11 protein-coding genes are annotated in these 18956 nt (G+C 54.4%); 2 read left to right on the top strand and 9 right to left on the bottom strand.

All coding sequences use genetic code 11. The features are described 5' to 3' along the window. Positions 1 to 125 precede the first annotated feature (125 nt). The 7 genes from yegQ to FDW96_RS17155 form a co-directional block, all read right to left on the bottom strand. Positions 126 to 1487: a tRNA 5-hydroxyuridine modification protein YegQ gene (yegQ, locus tag FDW96_RS17185; protein WP_042307426.1), complete on the bottom strand. Its 1362-nt coding sequence runs from the start codon at positions 1485 to 1487 to the stop codon at positions 126 to 128. Between the two features lie 165 nt (positions 1488 to 1652). Further along, the gene (baeR, locus tag FDW96_RS17180; RefSeq protein WP_019077149.1) at positions 1653 to 2375 is read right to left on the bottom strand and encodes a two-component system response regulator BaeR; all 723 of its coding nucleotides are present in this window, start codon (positions 2373 to 2375) and stop codon (positions 1653 to 1655) included. Then, positions 2372 to 3775 carry a two-component system sensor histidine kinase BaeS gene (gene baeS / locus FDW96_RS17175; RefSeq protein WP_137366021.1) on the bottom strand — a complete coding sequence of 468 codons (1404 nt, stop codon included), beginning with the start codon at positions 3773 to 3775 and terminating at the stop codon, positions 2372 to 2374. The genes baeR and baeS overlap by 4 nt, the downstream gene beginning before the upstream one ends. Next, positions 3775 to 5187, bottom strand: a complete 1413-nt coding sequence (locus tag FDW96_RS17170; RefSeq protein ID WP_042307431.1) for an MFS transporter — start codon at positions 5185 to 5187, stop codon at positions 3775 to 3777. Before FDW96_RS17170 ends, baeS begins: the two co-directional genes overlap by 1 nt. After that, positions 5184 to 8264 carry a multidrug efflux RND transporter permease subunit MdtC gene (gene mdtC / locus FDW96_RS17165; protein ID WP_137366020.1) on the bottom strand — a complete coding sequence of 1027 codons (3081 nt, stop codon included), beginning with the start codon at positions 8262 to 8264 and terminating at the stop codon, positions 5184 to 5186. The genes FDW96_RS17170 and mdtC overlap by 4 nt, the downstream gene beginning before the upstream one ends. After that, a complete protein-coding gene (locus FDW96_RS17160; RefSeq protein ID WP_137366019.1) occupies positions 8265 to 11387 on the bottom strand; it encodes an MdtB/MuxB family multidrug efflux RND transporter permease subunit in 3123 nt (1040 codons plus the stop codon). Next, positions 11387 to 12634, bottom strand: a complete 1248-nt coding sequence (locus FDW96_RS17155; RefSeq protein ID WP_137366018.1) for an MdtA/MuxA family multidrug efflux RND transporter periplasmic adaptor subunit — start codon at positions 12632 to 12634, stop codon at positions 11387 to 11389. Before FDW96_RS17155 ends, FDW96_RS17160 begins: the two co-directional genes overlap by 1 nt. A 279-nt stretch (positions 12635 to 12913) precedes the next feature. On the opposite strand from FDW96_RS17155, the gene FDW96_RS17150 reads away from it, so the two are divergent. Then, the gene (locus FDW96_RS17150) at positions 12914 to 12973 is read left to right on the top strand and encodes a type I toxin-antitoxin system Ibs family toxin (protein WP_137350000.1); all 60 of its coding nucleotides are present in this window, start codon (positions 12914 to 12916) and stop codon (positions 12971 to 12973) included. 99 nt (positions 12974 to 13072) lie between these two features. On the opposite strand, the gene yegD is transcribed toward FDW96_RS17150, so the two are convergent. Next, positions 13073 to 14425 carry a molecular chaperone gene (gene yegD / locus FDW96_RS17145; RefSeq protein ID WP_137366017.1) on the bottom strand — a complete coding sequence of 451 codons (1353 nt, stop codon included), beginning with the start codon at positions 14423 to 14425 and terminating at the stop codon, positions 13073 to 13075. Positions 14426 to 14561: 136 nt separating this feature from the next. Here yegD and alkA point away from each other — a divergent pair, with 136 nt between their 5' ends. Then, a complete protein-coding gene (gene alkA, locus FDW96_RS17140) occupies positions 14562 to 15431 on the top strand; it encodes a DNA-3-methyladenine glycosylase 2 (RefSeq protein WP_042307985.1) in 870 nt (289 codons plus the stop codon). Here alkA and FDW96_RS17135 read toward each other — a convergent pair. Beyond that, the gene (locus tag FDW96_RS17135; RefSeq protein ID WP_042307987.1) at positions 15399 to 18728 is read right to left on the bottom strand and encodes a diguanylate cyclase; all 3330 of its coding nucleotides are present in this window, start codon (positions 18726 to 18728) and stop codon (positions 15399 to 15401) included. The two genes, alkA and FDW96_RS17135, sit on opposite strands and share 33 nt — an antisense overlap. Between the last annotated feature and the right edge of the window lie 228 nt (positions 18729 to 18956).

The following is an 18956-nucleotide window of genomic DNA, read 5'->3' as shown; positions in this document are numbered from 1 at the left end:
TTCCTGGTACAGCTAGCATTTATGGGTTATGTTTTTCAGCGGGTGGGATAATACCCTTAATGAACGAAACGGTATGTGATCGATTTCTAAGAATCTTCCGAACGCTGAAAAATAACCGTAATTAACTACTTAGCATGCGGGTTGCGCGTGGATTCACCGGCAAAATTACGCATTAACAAGGCATAATTCAGATCGATATCCTCAGGTACCGGCATCCACACGGTGTAGCCATCGCCCGGAGCAACCGGCATGGCTTCGCCTTTCGCGTTTTCCATCTGCTCAAGGGTAAAGTTGATATTGCCCTGTGGGGTCATCAATTCCAGGCTGTCGCCGACGGTAAATTTGTTTTTCACCAGCACGGCTGCCAGTTCGCCTTTACGTTCGCCGGTAAATTCGCCAACAAACTGCTGACGCTCTGACACAGAGAAGCCGTATTCGTAGTTCTGATAGTCGTCATGCGTATGGCGGCGCAGGAACCCTTCGGTGTAACCGCGATGCGCCAGACCTTCCAGCGTTTCCAGCAGTTGCGGGTCGAACGGTTTGCCGGCAGCGGCATCATCAATTGCTTTGCGATAAACCTGCGCGGTACGTGCGCAGTAATAGTATGACTTGGTACGGCCTTCGATCTTCAGCGAATGCACGCCCATTTGCGTCAGACGCTCAACGTGGGCAATAGCACGCAAATCTTTCGAGTTCATGATGTAAGTGCCGTGTTCGTCTTCAAACGCGGTCATGTACTCACCTGGTCGCTGGGCTTCTTCAATCATAAAGACTTTATCTGTCGGCGCGCCAATACCCAATGTGGGTTCGACGTTTTGTACCGGGATCGGCTCGTACTTATGTACGATATTGCCCACCACGTCTTCTTTCCCTTCCTGCACGTTGTATTCCCAGCGGCAGGCATTGGTGCAGGTGCCCTGGTTCGGGTCGCGCTTGTTGATGTAACCAGAGAGCAGGCAGCGCCCGGAATAGGCCATGCACAATGCACCGTGAACGAAGATCTCAATCTCCATATCGGGCACCTGGGTACGGATCTCTTCAATTTCTTCCAGCGACAGTTCGCGAGACAAGATCACGCGGGTCAGCCCCATCTGCTTCCAGAATTTGACCGTCGCCCAGTTAACGGCATTAGCCTGCACCGACAGGTGAATATCCATGTCAGGGAAGTTCTCGCGCACCAGCATAATCAGACCCGGGTCCGACATGATCAGCGCATCCGGCCCCATTTCCACCACCGGTTTCAGATCACGAATGAAGGTTTTCAGCTTGGCATTGTGCGGGGCGATGTTAACCACCACATAGAATTTTTTACCCAGTTCATGGGCTTCATTAATGCCGCGCTGCAGGTTTTCGTGGTTGAATTCGTTGTTGCGTACGCGCAGTGAATAACGCGGTTGGCCCGCATACACAGCATCTGCGCCATAGGCGAAAGCGTAACGCATATTTTTCAGCGTTCCCGCCGGGGAAAGGAGTTCCGGTTTAAACATAATTATCTCGTTCTGATGACAGGTCAGACTCGCCTCACTTAATGAGGCGGTTAGGGGAGTGCCCCCATATTAAGGGCGGGCATTGTAGCGCTGAGGGGCGGGCAGGTAAAGTCATTGTGCTGGTGGTTGCTTCGCCTTACCCGATATCATTTGGACTATCGCTGATTACGCAATTCGGCACGCATCGGCTTCCCAGCGATACCCTACGCCATACACCGCGCGAATGAAGGACTGCTCTGCATCCAGCGACTCCAGCTTACGTCGCAGGTTCTTAATGTGGCTGTCGATGGTGCGGTCGGTAACGACGCGGTAGTCGTCATACAGATGATTGAGCAACTGCTCGCGGGAGAACACTTTTCCCGGCTCGTGTGACAGCGTTTTGAGTAAGCGAAATTCCGCAGGCGTTAAGTCGAGCATTTTCCCCCGCCACGACGCCTGAAAACGACCTTCGTCGACGATCAACGGGCTGTCTGCATCCATTTGTTGCAGTTCGCGCTGTGGCTTGCAACGGCGCAGGATCGTCTTCACGCGAGCAACGACTTCGCGCGGGCTGTAGGGTTTACAAATATAATCATCCGCACCAATCTCCAGTCCCAGCAGACGGTCAATCTCTTCGATTTTTGCGGTTACCATCATGATGGGAACTTCAGAGAAACGGCGAATTTCCCGACACAGTGTCAGGCCATCGGTGCCGGGCAGCATCAGATCCAACAAGATCAGATCGGGCGGCGTTTGACGTACGTAAGGAAGGACCAGATCGCCATGGCTGATGAGCGTAGGCGCGTAGCTTGCCGCCCGCAGATAGTCAATAAGCAGTTGTCCCAGCTTGGGCTCGTCTTCCACGATCAGAATACGCGGCGTGTTTTCATCAATGGGTAACTCTGTCATACATCTCTCTGTAAATCGCGTTCCAGCGGTAGCTCTACTGTAATGCTAACCCCGCCAAAAGGCGAATGAGCGGCGCGGATCAGGCCATTATGCGCCTGTACAATATTGACGCAAATCGCCAACCCCAAGCCGGAACCTCCGCTGGCGCGGTTACGCGAGCCTTCAGTGCGATAAAACCGTTCAAACAGCTTCTGCAACTGCTCTTCACTCACGCCGGGAGCGGAATCAGCGAAGGTTAATAACACCATTCGTTCACGTTGTTCAGCGCTGATATGCAGCCCGCCGCCGCTGTCGGTGTAGCGCAAGCTGTTTTCCAGCAGATTGTTGAACAGCTGCATCAGACGATCCCTGTCGCCAAATACCGTCATGCTGTCCGGGAGAGAAAGTTGTATCGTCAGTCCACGGCTGGCGAAGCGTTCACGAAATGCGCCGCTTGCTACTTCCAGAAGGGGAATCAGATCCAGCGAGGTTTTCTGGTAGGCCAGCGCGCCTTCATCGGACATGGAGAGCTGATGAAGATCGTCCACCAGTTTGGTGAGCGTTGCGACTTCGGCCTGTAAAGAGGTCACGGAGTCGGGGGTAAACTGGCGTACGCCATCCTGAATAGCTTCCAGCTCGCCGCGTAGCACCGCCAACGGCGTACGCAGCTCGTGAGAAATATCGGCCATAAAATCACGCCGCATCTGCTGGTTTTTTTCCAACGTACTGGCGAGCTGGTTGAAATCTTGCGCCAGTTTGCCCAGCTCATCGGTACTGGTCGGCGCCACGCGGGTGGTGAAATCGCCTGCAGCCAGTTTATGCGTGCCTTCCACCAGTCGTTTGACCGGGGCCAACAGGCCGCGCGCCAGCGTAAACGTTGCCAGCGCCGCCAGAATCGTGGAGAGCGCGACGATAAGCCAACTGGAGCGTCTTTGCTGCATGTCGAAATTGATATCCGTATTTCGCGTTAAGCGCTCTACGGGAGAAGCAATCACGGCACCCACTTCGCTACCGTTGACGCGGATTGGATGGCGCATACCGTCGTGAGGGACCGGAGCGCGCGGACCGACCAACACGCGAGCGTTTTGATCAACAACCCAAAACTGGGTACGCCAGCCGTGCGGCGGCATGCCGGGACCGGGTTTATCATCGTCGTTGTCGTGTTCAAAAGAGCGCAGGATCTGAAAAACAAAGCGATCGTTATTGCGTAAGAACCGCCAGTTGCCATGCTGCTCATACTGCTCGCTCAACGCGTCGCTGAGCATTTGCAGCCTCTGCTCATTACCGTGTTTGATATAGTCAATAAAACCACGTTCGAAGCTAATGCGTACGGCCCAGTGCATACTGATCAGCAACACAATGCAGGTGGCGAAAATCGCCAGAAACAGTTTGCCGGTGATACCGGGCCGCCAGAACTTCATCAGGTGCTCCTTTTGCGCCGTGAGATCACCGCGTTAGTTTGCGTGTCGTTCGGCACGCGGGCAAAAATAATGGCGGGCAGCGCAATAATGAATGCAATGCACAGCCAGGTATACATAAAGACGGTATGCGTACTGCCGCTGTCGATAGCGATATGCTGCTGACCAAACATACCTAGCAACAGGCCAGCGATAGTCACCCCGATACTCATCGACAATTGCATGATCATCGACAGCAGGCTGTTGCCGCTGCTGGCAAGATCGTCTGGCAGGTCTTTTAGCGTCAGGGTATTCATGGATGAAAAACGCGTTGAGTTGACCATTCCCTGTAAGAACAGCACAAAGGGCAGGGCGTAATACCAGCCGAGCAGCGCGGTGGTCATCAGCAACAGGCTGACCAGCGACAGGCCAAGCGTGGTAGTGACCAGTACGCGGCGGTAGCCAAAGCGGTTAACGACCTGTACCACGATGCGCTTCATGCCCATACTGCCGAGCACCATCGGGACCATCATCAGCCCGGCATGAAAAGGTGAAAAACCGAGTCCAATCTGTAAAAACACTGGCGTCATAAACGGCAGCATACCGCTGCCGATGCGTCCGGCAAAACTGCCGAGCAGACCTAACGAGAAGGTTGGTGTGTGAAACAGATTCAGACTAAACAGCGCGCGTGGATTACGATGGGCGTGTTTCAGATATAGCGCAATAGCCAACGCCCCGCAGATAACCAGCACCGCCAGCGTGATACCGGAGATGCCGGTTCCTTTACTGCCATCGAGCGCCAGCGTTAGCACCGCCATGCCGACCGCCAGCATCGCGAATCCCGAAAGATCGAAGCGTCGCGTTTGCATGGTGTAGTTGGGCATCAGCATTAACGTTGCTATCGCGCCGACAATGCCAACCGGAATGTTCAGCAAAAATATCCAGTGCCAGGAGGCATACTCAACCAGAACGCCGCCTAACGCCGGACCCAGCAATGGGCCAATCTGGCCGGGTAACGTGACAAACGTCATCGCCGCCATATATTGCTCACGCGGGACGATTTTCATCACCGTTAGTCTGCCAACCGGCACCATCATCGCGCCACCAACGCCTTGTAAGACGCGCGCCATCACCAGCTCGTTGAGCGTGCTGGACCAGGCGCAAAACAGCGAGCCAAGCGTAAACAGGATGATGGCGGTGAAGAAGATATTGCGCACGCCAACTTTGTCCGCCAGCCATCCGCTGGCGGGCAGCATTACGGCAACGGTTAATACATATGACACAATGACCATATGCATATGTAACGGGCTTTCTCCGAGGCTGGCGGCCATCGAAGGAAGCGCGGTATTGACGATGGTGGTATCCAGCGACTGCATAAAAAAGCCGAATGCCACAATCCAAAGTTGCCAGCGGGTGCTGTCGGGAAGTTCTGTCATAACTCTGCTACCGGTTTGCTATTTTTACGTGAAAAACGCAGACGCAGACGGTCGAAAAAGAGATAGACCACGGGTGTGGTGTACAGCGTCAGGAGTTGACTTACCACCAGCCCGCCGACGATGGTGATCCCCAAAGGCTGGCGCAGTTCGGAGCCATCACCTGCTGATAACACTAGCGGCAGCGCGCCAAACAGCGCAGCCAGCGTGGTCATCATTATTGGGCGAAAGCGTAACAGGCAAGCCTGGAAAATGGCTTCCTCCGGTGGCAACTTATCGTTTCTCTGCGCTTCCAACGCAAAATCGACCATCATGATGGCGTTTTTCTTCACAATGCCAATTAATAGCATGATCCCTATCAGGGCGATTAGGCTGAACGGGGCATTGAACAGCTCCAGCGCCAGTAAAGCCCCAACGCCCGCTGAAGGCAGTGTGGAAAGAATAGTCAGCGGGTGAACATAACTTTCATACAACATGCCCAACACGATGTAGACCGTTGCGATGGCGGCGATAATCAGGATCACCTGCGAGTTCATGGTGTCCTGGAAGACCTGTGCCGTACCGGCAAAACTGCCGCGAACCGTCGAGGGAACGCCAAGCTGGGTCATCGTTCTGTTGATGGCCTCCGTCGCTTCAGAAAGTGAAGAGCCTGTCGGCAGGTTAAACGACACCGTTGACGCGGCGGACAAGCCCTGATGATTCACCGACAGCGGGGCATTCGCCGGTTGCCATTTGGCAAAGTACGATAACGGGATCGCCTTACCGTCATTGTTGATGACGAACATTTTGTCCAGCGCGCTGATGTCCTGGGTGTAACGTCGATCAACCTCCATCACCACTTTGTACTGGTTCATCGGTTGATAAATTGTCGAAATCTGCCGTTGTCCGAAAGCGTTATTCAACAGGCTGTTGGCGGCGGCAACATCTATTCCCAGACGCGACATGGTGTCGCGATCGTAAATCAGATTCATCTCCGCGCCATTGTCCTGTTGATCGGAGTTGACATCCGCCAGTTGGGGCAGGGCGGCTAACGCCTTGCGAATTTTAGGTTCCCATTCACGCAGCGCCGCCAGATCGTCGGACAGCAGTGTGTACTGATAGCTGGCGTTGGCCTGGCGTCCACCGACGCGAATATCCTGCACCGCCATCAGAAACAGATTCGCGCCCGGCTCTTTGGCCAGCGCGACGCGCAGGCGGTCGATCACCTGTTGCGCGCTTTCACGGCGTTCATCGCGTGGTTTGAGGGTAATAAACATCATCCCGCTATTGACCCGGGAACCACCGGTGAAGCCAGTGACGTTATTCACCGCCGGATCGTCGCGGATGATCTGCATAAAGTCTTGCAGTTTGCCGCGCATCGCCTGGAAAGAGATGCTTTGGTCAGCCTGGATCCCGCCCATCAATACGCCTGTATCCTGCTCAGGGAAGAAGGTTTTTGGGATGGAAATGTAGAGCCAAATGTTCAGCGCAATGGTGCCGAGTAATACCACGCCCACCAGCCGCGTATGGCGCAGCACCCATTTAAGCGATGTGCCGTAGCCCTGTTGCAGCGCCACTAACACGCGACCAAATCCCCGCTTACGCGTTTGTTCGCGCGGGGCGCTGGATTTGAGCATCCAGCCACACATCATTGGCGTTAATGTCAGTGACACCAGCAGGGAAATGCCGATTGCCACCGACAGCGTGACAGCAAATTCGCGCAGCAATCGCCCCGGCAGGCCGCCCATCAGCAACAGCGGTAGGAATACCGCGACCAGCGACAGGCTCATGGAGAGAACCGTAAAGCCCACCTCGCGCGTGCCCTGTAGCGTGGCCTGAAGTGGTTTCATTCCCGCCTCGAGGTGGCGGGCTATGTTTTCCAGTACCACGATGGCGTCATCGACGACAAAACCCGTGGCAATGGTTAGCGCCATTAACGACAGGTTGTTCAGGCTGAATCCGCACAAATACATGGCGGCAAATGTGCCGATTAGCGAGACCGGAACCGCGACGGCGGGGATGAGTGTTGCACGTCCGGAACGCAGAAAGACAAAGACCACCAGGATAACCAGCGCCACGGAGATAATCAGCGTCTGTTCAACTTCCTCCAGCGAGGCGCGAATGGTCGGCGAGCGGTCCTGGGCGATTTGCAGATCGATGGAGGCCGGGACCAGCGTTTGTAATTCCGGCAATTTAGCCCGAATGCTGTCTACCGTCTGAATGATATTGGCTTCCGGCAGCTTGCGGATCATCAGCAGAATGGCCGGTTTGGCATTGGTCATCCCCGCATTGCGCACGTCCTGTACCGAGTCGCTCACAGACGCAACGTCACCTAACCGCACCGCAGCGCCGTTATTGTAGTGGATGATAATCGGTTGGTATTCGGCTGCCGTTTTCAGCTCATCGTTGGTTTGTACCTGCCAACGATGGGTTTCACTCTCGATAGCTCCCTGCGGTTTACGCACGTTGGCGTTGTCGATTGCGCTACGCACGTCGTCCAGCGATACGCCCTGGTTAAACAGCGCTTGTGGGTTGAGTCCTACGCGCACGGCAGGCAGAGAACTTCCTCCCACGTCCACGTCACCCACGCCGTCGATTTGCGCGATGGTTTGCGCCAGTTGGGTCGACGCAAAATCGTACAGTTCACCCTGGGAATACGTATCAGAAGTGAGCGTCAGGATCATGATCGGCGCGTCGGAAGGGTTAGCTTTGCGGTACGTTGGGCGACTGGGCATTCCGCTAGGCAGCAGGCTTTGTGCGGCGTTGATTGCGGCCTGAACGTCTCGCGCAGCGCCGTTGATGTCTCGGTCGAATTTAAATTCGAGAATAATGCGTGTGCTGCCAAGCGAACTGCTTGAAGTCATTTCGTTCACGCCCGCGATGCGGCCCAGAGAGCGTTCCAGCGGGGTGGCGACAGAGGAGGCCATCGTTTCGGGAGACGCGCCGGGTAATGAGGCGCTGACCATAATCACCGGGAAATCCACCTGCGGCAGCGGGGCCACCGGTAGCAGACGAAAGCCCAGTATGCCGCACAGAGTGATGGCCACAGAAATGAGAATAGTCGCCACCGGACGATGAATGAAAAGCGCGAAAAATTTCATTTACGCTTCCTCTTCCTGACGTGGGAAGCGGCTTTTCACATACAGCGATAAACGGTCAAACAGCAGATAAATCACTGGGGTGGTGAACAGGGTTAATACCTGGCTTACCAGTAGACCGCCGACCATGCCAATCCCTAATGGACGGCGTAACTCTGCGCCCACGCCGGTGCTTAACATCAGGGGCAATGCGCCCAGCAGCGCCGCCAGCGTGGTCATCAGGATCGGGCGAAAACGCAGCAGACAGGCCTGGAAAATAGCTTCACGCGGCGCCATACCCTGTTCGCGCTCTGCGGCCAGGGCAAAGTCGATCATCATGATGGCGTTTTTCTTGACGATACCGATGAGCAAAATAATGCCGATAATCGCAATGACGTCCAGTTCGCTGCCGGCAATCATTAACGCCAGCAGTGCGCCAACGCCTGCCGTGGGCAGCGTGGAGAGAATGGTAATCGGGTGAATAAAGCTTTCATACAGCACGCCGAGTACGATATACATCGCGACAACCGCCGCCACAATCAGCCAGATAGTGTTGCCCAGCGCGGCCTGGAAGGCCAACGTACTGCCCTGAAACTGGGTGGTAATGTTCGCTGGCAGGTTAAGCGTTTTTTCGGCATCCAGAATCGCCTGTACCGCATCGCCCAATGAATAGTCGTCTGGCACATTGAACGAGATGGTTGTCACCGGAAACTGATCGAGATGGTTAATCGACAGCGGAGCAAAACGCTGTTCAATGCTGGCGATAGCGCTGAGCGGCACCACGCCACCGTCGCTACTGGTCAGACGAATAGTCTCCATAGCCGCAAGCCCTGGCGTCGTGTCGGTGTCATGTTCTAACACGACGCGATACTGGTTTGCCTGCGTATAGATGGTTGAAATCAGGCGTTGGCCGAAGGCGTTGTACAGGGCGTTATCGACATCTGCCATGCTGATACCTAAACGGCTGGCGCTGTCGCGATTGACGTTCACATAGGCTACCAGCCCTTTGTCCTGCCAGTCACTGCTGACATCAGACACCTGCGGTAGCTGTTGTAGCTTTTCCAACAGTTGGGGAACCCAGGTGCTGAGCGCATCCAGGGAGGTTGCTTGCAGCGTGAATTGATATTGCGTCCGGCTGACCTGAGTATCAATCGTCAGGTCTTGCGTAGGCTGCAGATAGAGGTCGACGCCGGGAACGTTGTTTACTGCCTCTTGTAACCGCGCGATCACTTTCTGCACGCGATCGTCGCGTTCATCCAGTGGCTTAAGGTTGATTTGCATACGTGCGCTGTTTAATGCCGGATTGGTGCCGTCCACGCCAACAAAAGCGGTCAGGCTCTCAACCGCCGGATCTTGCAGGATGACATCTGAGACCTGACGCTGACGCTGGGCCATGCTGGCAAACGAGCTGGACTGCGGTGCCTGCAGCGTGCCCTGGATGATGCCGTTATCCTGTATCGGGAAAAAGCCTTTTGGAATAAAGACCCACAGCATGACGCTTAGCGCCAGCGTGCCAAGCGCCACGCTGAGCGTCAGCCACGGATGGTTAAGCACTTTAGCCAGCCAGTGCCCGTACCCGGTGATAATGCGATCAAACATTCGCTCCGAAGCGCGGGAAAAGCGGTTCTGCTTACGTAACGAGGCCTGACTAAGCATACGCGCGCACATCATCGGCGTGAGGGTAAGTGATACGACGGCGGAAATCAGAATCGCCACGGCCAGCGTAACGGCAAACTCGCGGAACAACCGGCCCACGATATCCCCCATAAACAACAGCGGGATCAGCACGGCGATCAGTGAAAATGTCAGAGAGATGATGGTAAACCCAATCTCGCCCGCACCTTTCAGGGCGGCGGTCAGCGGTTTTTCGCCTTTTTCGATATAACGTGAAATGTTCTCAATCACCACGATGGCGTCATCCACCACAAAGCCGGTGGCGATGGTTAGCGCCATTAAGGTCAGGTTATTGATAGAGAAATCAAGAAAAACCATCACCGCGAAGGTGCCAATTAGCGACAGCGGCACGGCGACCGCGGGTATAATCGTTGCCGGGATATTGCGCAGAAACAGGTAGATAATCATAACAACCAGTGCAATCGCCAACATCAGCTCAAACTGGGTGTCGGCTACGGATGCACGAATATTGGTTGTACGATCGGAAAGCACGCTGACCTTTACTGATTTAGGCAGGCTTTCAGTGAGCTGCGGCAACATTTGGCGGATGCTGTCAGCAGTGGAAATGATGTTTGCCCCCGGCTGGCGCTGAACATTCATCACAATGGCTTGTTGCTTATTGGCCCATGCGCCCAGCCAGCTATTTTCTGCCCCTTGCTCAACGTTTGCGACATCGCCCAGACGAACCGGCGCGCCGTTTTTATAGGCAATAATAAGCTGACGATATTCATCCGCAGACTGCATCTGGTCGTTAGCTGAGAGCGTGACGGCACGCGTTGGGCCATCAAGACTGCCTTTAGCCGAGTTGACGTTGGCGCCGGTAATGGCCGTACGGATGGTTTCGCTGGTCAGACCGAGCGCGGCAATGGCCTGCGCATTAAGCTTCACGCGGACAGCCGGACGTTGCCCACCGGAAAGCGTCACCAGACCCACGCCGGAAACCTGAGAGATTTTCTGGGCGACGCGGGTTTCGACCATATCTTCCACCTGCGTCATCGGCATCGCGCTGGAGGTGACAGCCAGCGTCATGATCGGTGGATCCGCCGGGTTTACTTTACTGTAGACCGGCGGGTTAGGCAGATCGCCCGGTAATAAATTGGTAGCGGCATTAATGGCGGCCTGAACTTCCTGCTCGGCGACATCCAGCGGGAGCGTCAGTTGAAACTGCAACGTGACGACCGAAGCACCGCCGGAGCTTTGCGAGGACATCTGTTTTAAGCCGGACATTTGTCCAAACTGACGCTCAAGCGGCGCGGTCACCGCCGAAGTCATAACGTCCGGGCTGGCACCGGGGTAGAGCGTTACGACCTGAATTGTGGGGTAATCCACTTCTGGTAAAGCGGCGATCGGCAGGAAGCGATAACCAATAATACCTGCCAATAAAATGGCGACCATCAGCAGCGTGGTGGCGACGGGGCGCAGAATAAACAGGCGCGATGGGCCGCCTGAGTTGCCAGGAGGTAACACCTGCATCAGGAGTTAGCTCCTTTTTTTCCGTAGCCGCGCGGCGTAGTTTTTTCGTCTGTTACAGAGGTGTCGTGCGCCTCTACGACTTCAACTTTGGCCCCTTCCGTCAGGCGGTCAATACCGTCGGTCACTACGCGATCGCCCACGGACAGTCCGGCGGCAATCACCACTTTCTGGCTATCCTGGATACCCGGTTTAACCAGGTGTTTACTGACGTTATTGTCGCTGTTAAGCACCCAGACAAAGTGACCTTCATTACCCATTTGCAGGGCTGCTGTGGGGATAACAACGGCATTTTGTTCCGTGTCGACCAGCATGCGGGCATTAACGAACTGATTTGGGAATAAGGCATCATCCTGATTGTTAAACCGGGCCTTAACTTTGATGGTTCCGGTGGTTGCGTCGATTTGATTGTCGAGGCTCAGCAGGACGCCTTCGCTGAGTTTTTGCGAATTAGTACGGTCCCAGGCTTCGACCTTCAGCGGGTTCCCCGATTTTTGCGCCCGCAACACGGTGGCGATGTCGTTTTCGGGTAAGGTGAATATCAAGTCGATGGGGTGGGTTTGTGTAATGACGACGATGCCGGTGGTATCACCGCTGGAAATCTGGTTGCCAACATCCACCTGTTTCAGACCGACCCGTCCATCGACAGGCGCGGTTATACGGCTCCAGTCGAGCTGCAATTGGGCGCTGGCGACGCTGGCTTCATCCGCTTTGATTGTCCCTAACGTCTCATTTACCAGCGCCTGTTGGGCATCCAGCTCCTGGCGGGAGACCAGATTGGTTTTTACCAACTGCTGATAACGCGCAAGATCGCGACGGGCATTCGCCAGCGTGGCTTTATCTTTTGCCAGTTGCCCCTGCGCCTGAGCCAGAGCAACTTTAAATTGGCTGGGGTCTATCTCTGCCAGCAAGTCGCCGGCTTTTACCTGTTGCCCTTCCTCGAAGTGTAACGCGATGAGCTGGCCATCTACCCGGCTTCGCACCGTAGCGGTATTGGCGGCAGTAATAGTGCCTAGCCCCGTCAGATAACGTGGAACGGCTTCCTCGGTGGCGGTGGCGGCCTGAACGGGAGCCAACGGCCCGGAACGCATACCACGACGCCCAGCTCCTGGCGAGTGCTGCGCTGGTTTGGTCGCGCCGGGTGCGGTGCCCTGGGGTTCACTGCGGCTTTGCCAGAACCAGAATGCGGCGATGGCGGTCACGACGATCACAGTTGCTATCACCCAGCGGGATTTGTTACTGCCTTTCATTGTTATGGGTTTCTCATCCTGAAACGATTCGCGGAATGATACTAGTTTAGCCAGCGAACAAGGGAGAAAAATGGAGGAATTATGAAACACTGTCGGGATTCGTCTGAATACTGATGCGGCTTTGCGAGGCGTTACGCAACATTTAGCGCTGAAAACGGCGAACAAGAAATAGTGCGTTAGAGTGCGTTCAAGGCAAAAAGGAGGTAAGCCAGAGATTTCAGCGGGACGCTGGAACGGGAAAGCCCCTCCCGAGGAAGGGGCCAAAATAAGGAAAGGGTTATGATGAAGCACGTCATCATACTGGTGATATTCTTAGTCATTAGCTTCGCGGCTTACTAAGACACCAGGGGGAGGGGAAACCCTCCCTAACCCTCACTCCTGAAAATAAGCCACAGCAACGGTGATGTCAATATGCACACCTTTCAGCTTGCGAGCGGCTTAGCGGAAAACAACCTCAGCCCAGCGGGCCAGTCCGGCGGTAACGGAACCGAAATCATCGCCACCGGCAATTGGGATCCCCGGAAGCTGCTCTGCGAGAGCTTTTTTGATCAGCGGCGAACGCGCGCTGCCGCCGGTCAGGTAAATCACGTCCGGTTTTTCCTGCGCGTTTTCCAGCGCCAGTTGCACCTGCTCGAGAATGCGCGCCAGGGGCTGATTAAGCGCGGTTTCCAGTCCGTGTTGACTGATATCGGTGGCCAGCGTTTCGCTGATAAACGGTATTGCCGCCGTAACTATGTTCTGGTCGGACAGCGCGATTTTGCTCTCTTCTGCGCTGCGCACCAGGCGGTAGCTCAGACGCTCGCGCCAGACTTTGAGCAACAGCGCGACTTTATCGGCTTCCCGGGCGTCACGTACAAGATCGTTTAATAAGCGTCCGTTGGCACTACTGTAGAACTCACTTTGCGCGGGGACATCGTTAATCGCGACCGCGTTCCACCAGGGCAGAATCGGTAAGGCGATGCCTTTTTCCGTTTCTCCACCCATGCCGAGGAGCGGCATCAAGTGTTTAAATGCCAGCGCAATATCCAGATCGTTCCCGCCTACGCGGCAGCCGCTGTGCCCCAGCAGGCTGTTTTCGCGATCGGCGCGTTGATGCCATTGTTGTCCCATTAGCAACAATGAACAGTCGGTTGTACCCCCGCCAATGTCCACGACCAATACGCGTTTTTCTTCCTGCAGCGTGGCTTCGTAATCCAGACCAGCTGCTACCGGTTCGTACTGAAAGACGACATCCTGAAAACCAGCGCGTTTTGCCGCACGTTCAAGGATACCTTGCGCCTGAATATTGGCGTCATCGCCACCTAAACCCTGGAAGTTGATTGGGCGACCAATAACGGCCTGGGTGATGGCTTCCGGCAACTGGCTTTGTGCCTGATTACGAATATGCAGCATCATGGCACAGACCAGATCCTCAAACAGCGCAACCTGCTGCGGTTTCAGACCGCTGGCACCGAGAAAGGATTTTGGTGATTTAACGAAGTACACCTCTTCCGGATCGTCAATATAGTGACCCAGCGAAGCCAGACCGAACTGCACGCTGTTGGCATTAACATCGATATCTTCTTCGCGGTTATAGCGCATCGCACGGCGCAGTAACGCCTGCGTTTCATCATCCGTGGTTGGAACGTCGTGATGCCGATACAGCCATTCGCTGACCGCTTCGCGTGTTGGCGCACAAAGCATTGAGGGCAGAAGCGTGCTGTTATTTTCCATTTTGAGCAACTGTGGCTGCCCGTCTCGCATAACGGCCACTGAACAGTTTGCCGTACCGTAGTCAAAACCAATAAACACCGTAAAAATCCCCATGCCAGTGAAGAAGGGGCGTGACTTTAACGAAATGTTGACGTCCCGACAACTGGAATATGAAAGCAAGGCGTATCGTTTGAATACCGTTTATGCTGTAGGTTTGCTGGAAAAGGAAAATGCAATGTTCACGCTGAGTTGGCAACCGCCTTACGACTGGCCCTGGATGCTGGGGTTCCTGGCCGCCCGTGCGGTGGAAGGGGTAGAAACCGTGGGGGATCTGCGTTATGTCAGAAGCCTGTCCGTCGGGAATCATCGTGGTCTGGTGCGCGTGATACCGGATCTACACACCCATCAACTACACGTGACGTTGAGTCAGGGGCTACAGCCGGTGGCCGCAGAGTGTCTGGCTAAAATGACACGTTTATTCGATCTTACCTGTTGCCCGCAGCAAATAGCCAGCGCGCTGGGAAGCCTTGGAGCAGCGCGTCCGGGACTGCGTTTGCCGGGCAGTGTCGATGCTTTTGAACAAGGAGTACGAGCGATTTTAGGGCAGTTAGTCAGCGTGGCTATGGCGGCGAAACTGACGGCGAAAGTGGCGCATACTTATGGGCAAACGCTGGAGGATGCCCCAGAGTATGTGTGTTTCCCTACCCCTGAAGCGCTCGCTGATGCTGAACCATTACACCTGAAAGCGTTAGGGATGCCGCTCAAACGCGCTGAAGCGTTAATTCATCTGGCTCGCGCGACGCTGGATGGAACGCTTGCGACGCAAGCGCCTGCCGATATCGAGCAAGGCGTCAAACATCTGCAAACGTTCCCCGGAATAGGGCGCTGGACCGCCAACTACTTTGCGCTGCGGGGCTGGCAGGCGAAAGATGTTTTTCTGCCGGATGACTATCTGATTAAACAACGTTTTGCCGGCATGACGCCCGCCCAGATACGGCGGTATGCAGAGCGCTGGAAACCCTGGCGCTCCTATGCGTTATTACATATCTGGTATACGGATGGCTGGCAGCCGTCAGTTGATGGCGAAATTACTGGTATTCAGTAGCAGATCCAGCGGTTGGGCGTCGGCAATGATATCGCCATAAATCATATCAATCCCGATGCCAGAAAGCGCATCCATGATCAGCGGCAACTGCACCGGGCCGGCGATGGTTTTAATGTCCAGACGCTGAGCATGGCCCTGGATAATGGACACCCACATTTCGTCAATCACGTTACCGTGGGCGCTGGCACTTAGCTCGCTGTCGAGCAGCAGGTAATCAACCATGCGATACTTCAGGTTGTCAAACAGCTCTAAATCGCGACCGACATGACTTAAAATAATTCGACATCCGCACTGACGCAGTCGATGTAATGTGGATATAGCCTGCGTTGGGTTTGTTTTTATCACGTTAGACGGAACGGTCAGGTGCAGTAGTCGTGGTGGTAACGGACTTCTTTGCAGTTGCCCCAGCAGTTCGTCAACAAGTTCTGTATTCAGCAGCCCGGCGGCGGAAAGGGGCAGGGCAATGCTGAGTCCCTTACTGGCGACGGCCGGGGCAGCACTCTGGAAGAACTCGGTGAATACCCGGCGGTCAAGCGCCTGATTTAATGTAGGATCGACCAGCCCGGCACGGAAAGCGTGTTCTTCAATAATCTCCCCTTCAGCTGTCCCTAAACGCAGCGAGAGGAGCCAGAAGCTAAACGTCTCTGGTATACGCGGGGAGGCCACGCCCCTGGCGATGATTAACATTGGATTGTGCGTAATGGTGTGTCTTTGTTCATCCAATGACAGTTGGCTTCGCGCAGCATGAGCCTCGCTTTGCTGGGGTTCATACACGCAGACTCGCCCACGCCCACTGTTCTTCGCCGCATAACAGGCAATATCCGCCTGAGACATGACGTCGCTGGCGACATGGTTTTTTTCATCAATGAGCGTAATCCCCGCACTGGCGCCAATACGGTGCAAGCGGCCTTCCCACATGAAATGATAATCGTTGATGGCGCTGATGATGCGACCTGAGATAAAGCGGGCGCTTTCGATATTACAATCCGGCAGCAACAGACCAAACTCGTCGCCGCCAAGGCGCGCCAGCATATCGCTGGAACGCAGCATGCTTAGCATCAGTGAAGAGAGTTCGCGTAGCAGGGCATCGCCTGCGGCGTGACCGGCGCTATCGTTTACGGCTTTAAAACGATCGAGATCGATAAAAACCAAAGCATGCTGTTGGTGCGTGTCGTGAACCGTATGCAATAACTGTTTTAGATGATTTTCGAAGCTGACGCGGTTTGCCAACTGCGTCAGATCGTCATGCGAGGCGCTATAGCTAAGCTGGCGCAGCATTTTACGTGATTCGGTGACATCCTGAATCACCAGCACCGAGCCAATGCTGCCGCCATCGAGAGTACTAAGGGGGGTGATGCTGTACTGAATGTCATAACTGCTGCCGTTGCGACAATGCAGAACGACTTCCTGCTCGATGGCCGTACGCGACATGTCAGCACTGTAGATATTTTCCATCAGCGGACCGTTGTCGCCGAAAGTAATACGTAGTACCGTCAGCAGCGGAATGCCGATGGCGCTTTCCTGCTGCCAGCCGCTCATTTTCTCTGCGACCGGATTCATAAAGGTCACGTTCATATCAACATCAATACAAATCACCGCTTCGCCAATCGAATCCAGTGTAATGTGCAGACGTTCTTTTTCCTGATACAACGCTTCGTTAAGCTGCTTCACCTCGGTCATATCCATATTGATGCCAAGGAAGCGTTCAACTTCACCGTCTTTATTCAGTACCCGGTTTGCCAGTGAGCGGATATGCCGCACGCCATCTTTGACCGCAATACGAAACTCGAGCTTAAAGGGGGCCCGTGCGGCCAGCGAATCGCGAATGACATTTTTAGCATGTTCACGATCTTCGGGCACAACGCAGTCATACCAGACTTGCCAACTGGGTTTGATATGCGCAGGGACTTCATAGAGGTCAAACATGCGCTTATCCCAACTGATTACGTCAGGCTGTAGCTCCCATTCCCAGATTCCGATTCCCCCGGCTTCGTTGGCGAGGGTAATGCGCTCCATCAGCCGCTTGTTAATCCACTCGGTATGCTTCAGATCGTTAATATCTTCAACCTGCGCAATAAAGTAGAGGGGGGTATTGTCGCTATGACGCACCAACGAAACGGCCAGCAAGGCCCAGACGACATCACCGGAGCGCGTGTAATAACGTTTTTCCATGGAGTAGCTGTTGATTTCTCCGCGCGCCAGCATATCCAGCTGTTCGAGATCATTGTTCAGATCTTCCGGCCAGGTTAATTGCTGGAAGGTTAGCGAACGTAGCTCATCCTGGCTGTAGCCCAGAAACTGGCACAACGCTTTATTCGCCTGGAGCCATTGCCCTTCGGTCCCCACCAGCGCCATACCAATCGCGGAATATTCCATGGCATTGCGAAAGCGCGATTCGCTTTCAGAGATATGTTTGCGTTCGGCCCGAAACGCGTACATCACCATCGTCATCATATTGGCCGGCAGCAGGATCATCAAAAACGGCAGCCACGGCAGGCTGGTCATTAAGTTGGGTTTGGGGATGTAGAGCAGAGAAGGGTCTGCGGCCAACATCATCGAGACCATCATCACGGTGCTGAGGAAAATTAAAAATGCCTCCATTCGCGGCAGGCGAACAGCGCTCCACATCAACAGGACGATAACGCAGGTAAAAGGCCATGGAAGATACATCATGGACAGCCAACTGAACGTCAAGGTCACCAGAAGTGTGATGACGGTTTCCAGCAGTAACCGCGGGTCGCGGTGGCGAAGCAGATAATGGGGCTTAAACAGCAAACCTAACGGCACCAGCGCCAGCGCGCCGATGGATTCTGACAGGACCCAAATAAGAAAAGTATTTAACGAGGTTTCCTTTGGCAGCAATAACCACAGTAACAAGCCGCCCAACACAGGGGGAACCACGGCGCTGCCAAATGCCAGGCGCGCCCAGTCGTTAAGATTTTGTAAGGGGTTGTACCAGGGCAGCAGTTTCCGCAATAGCATTGCGCCAACGACAGCCTCAATAATGTTGATGGCCGTATAGGTGAAGCTCAGCGATTCACCGGGGAAGAAGAGTAAGGACGCGCCGATATTACCAAATGAACAAGCCAGCGCGATTCCCGGCCACATCTTTCCCGCATGACGGTAAAAAGCCACCATCATGATTGACGTTGGGAACCAAAGCGGGGCCAGTTGCGCACCGAAACGTGACAGTTCCAGCGAGAATAGCGTAAAAATGAAAGCCACCAGACCTAAACTGGCCATGCGCAGTAGAGGATGAGGTAAGGTAACTAAAACATGTTGGGATTGTTTACTCATTACCACTCTACCCAAATAGCCGATGTCGTCCGGGAGATATGCCGGATACATCATGTTTAATCTGCGATTATGCTAGTACAAACAATTTACAATTTATACGCCAGCTGCTCATAAATTAACACTCTCAAGCTATTAATTCCTAAGGCTGATAGATAAATTTAGCACCTGCTTTAAAACTGATCATTTTAATTTGCGACAAGGAAAGCATTGGTGCAGGCTGGACTGGCA

This window comes from Citrobacter sp. TBCS-15 (genome assembly GCF_005280815.1).
GTDB lineage: Bacteria > Pseudomonadota > Gammaproteobacteria > Enterobacterales > Enterobacteriaceae > Citrobacter > Citrobacter werkmanii.
The sequence above is the reverse complement of the archived record's forward strand: the minus strand, read 5'-3'. Positions and strand labels throughout refer to the sequence as shown.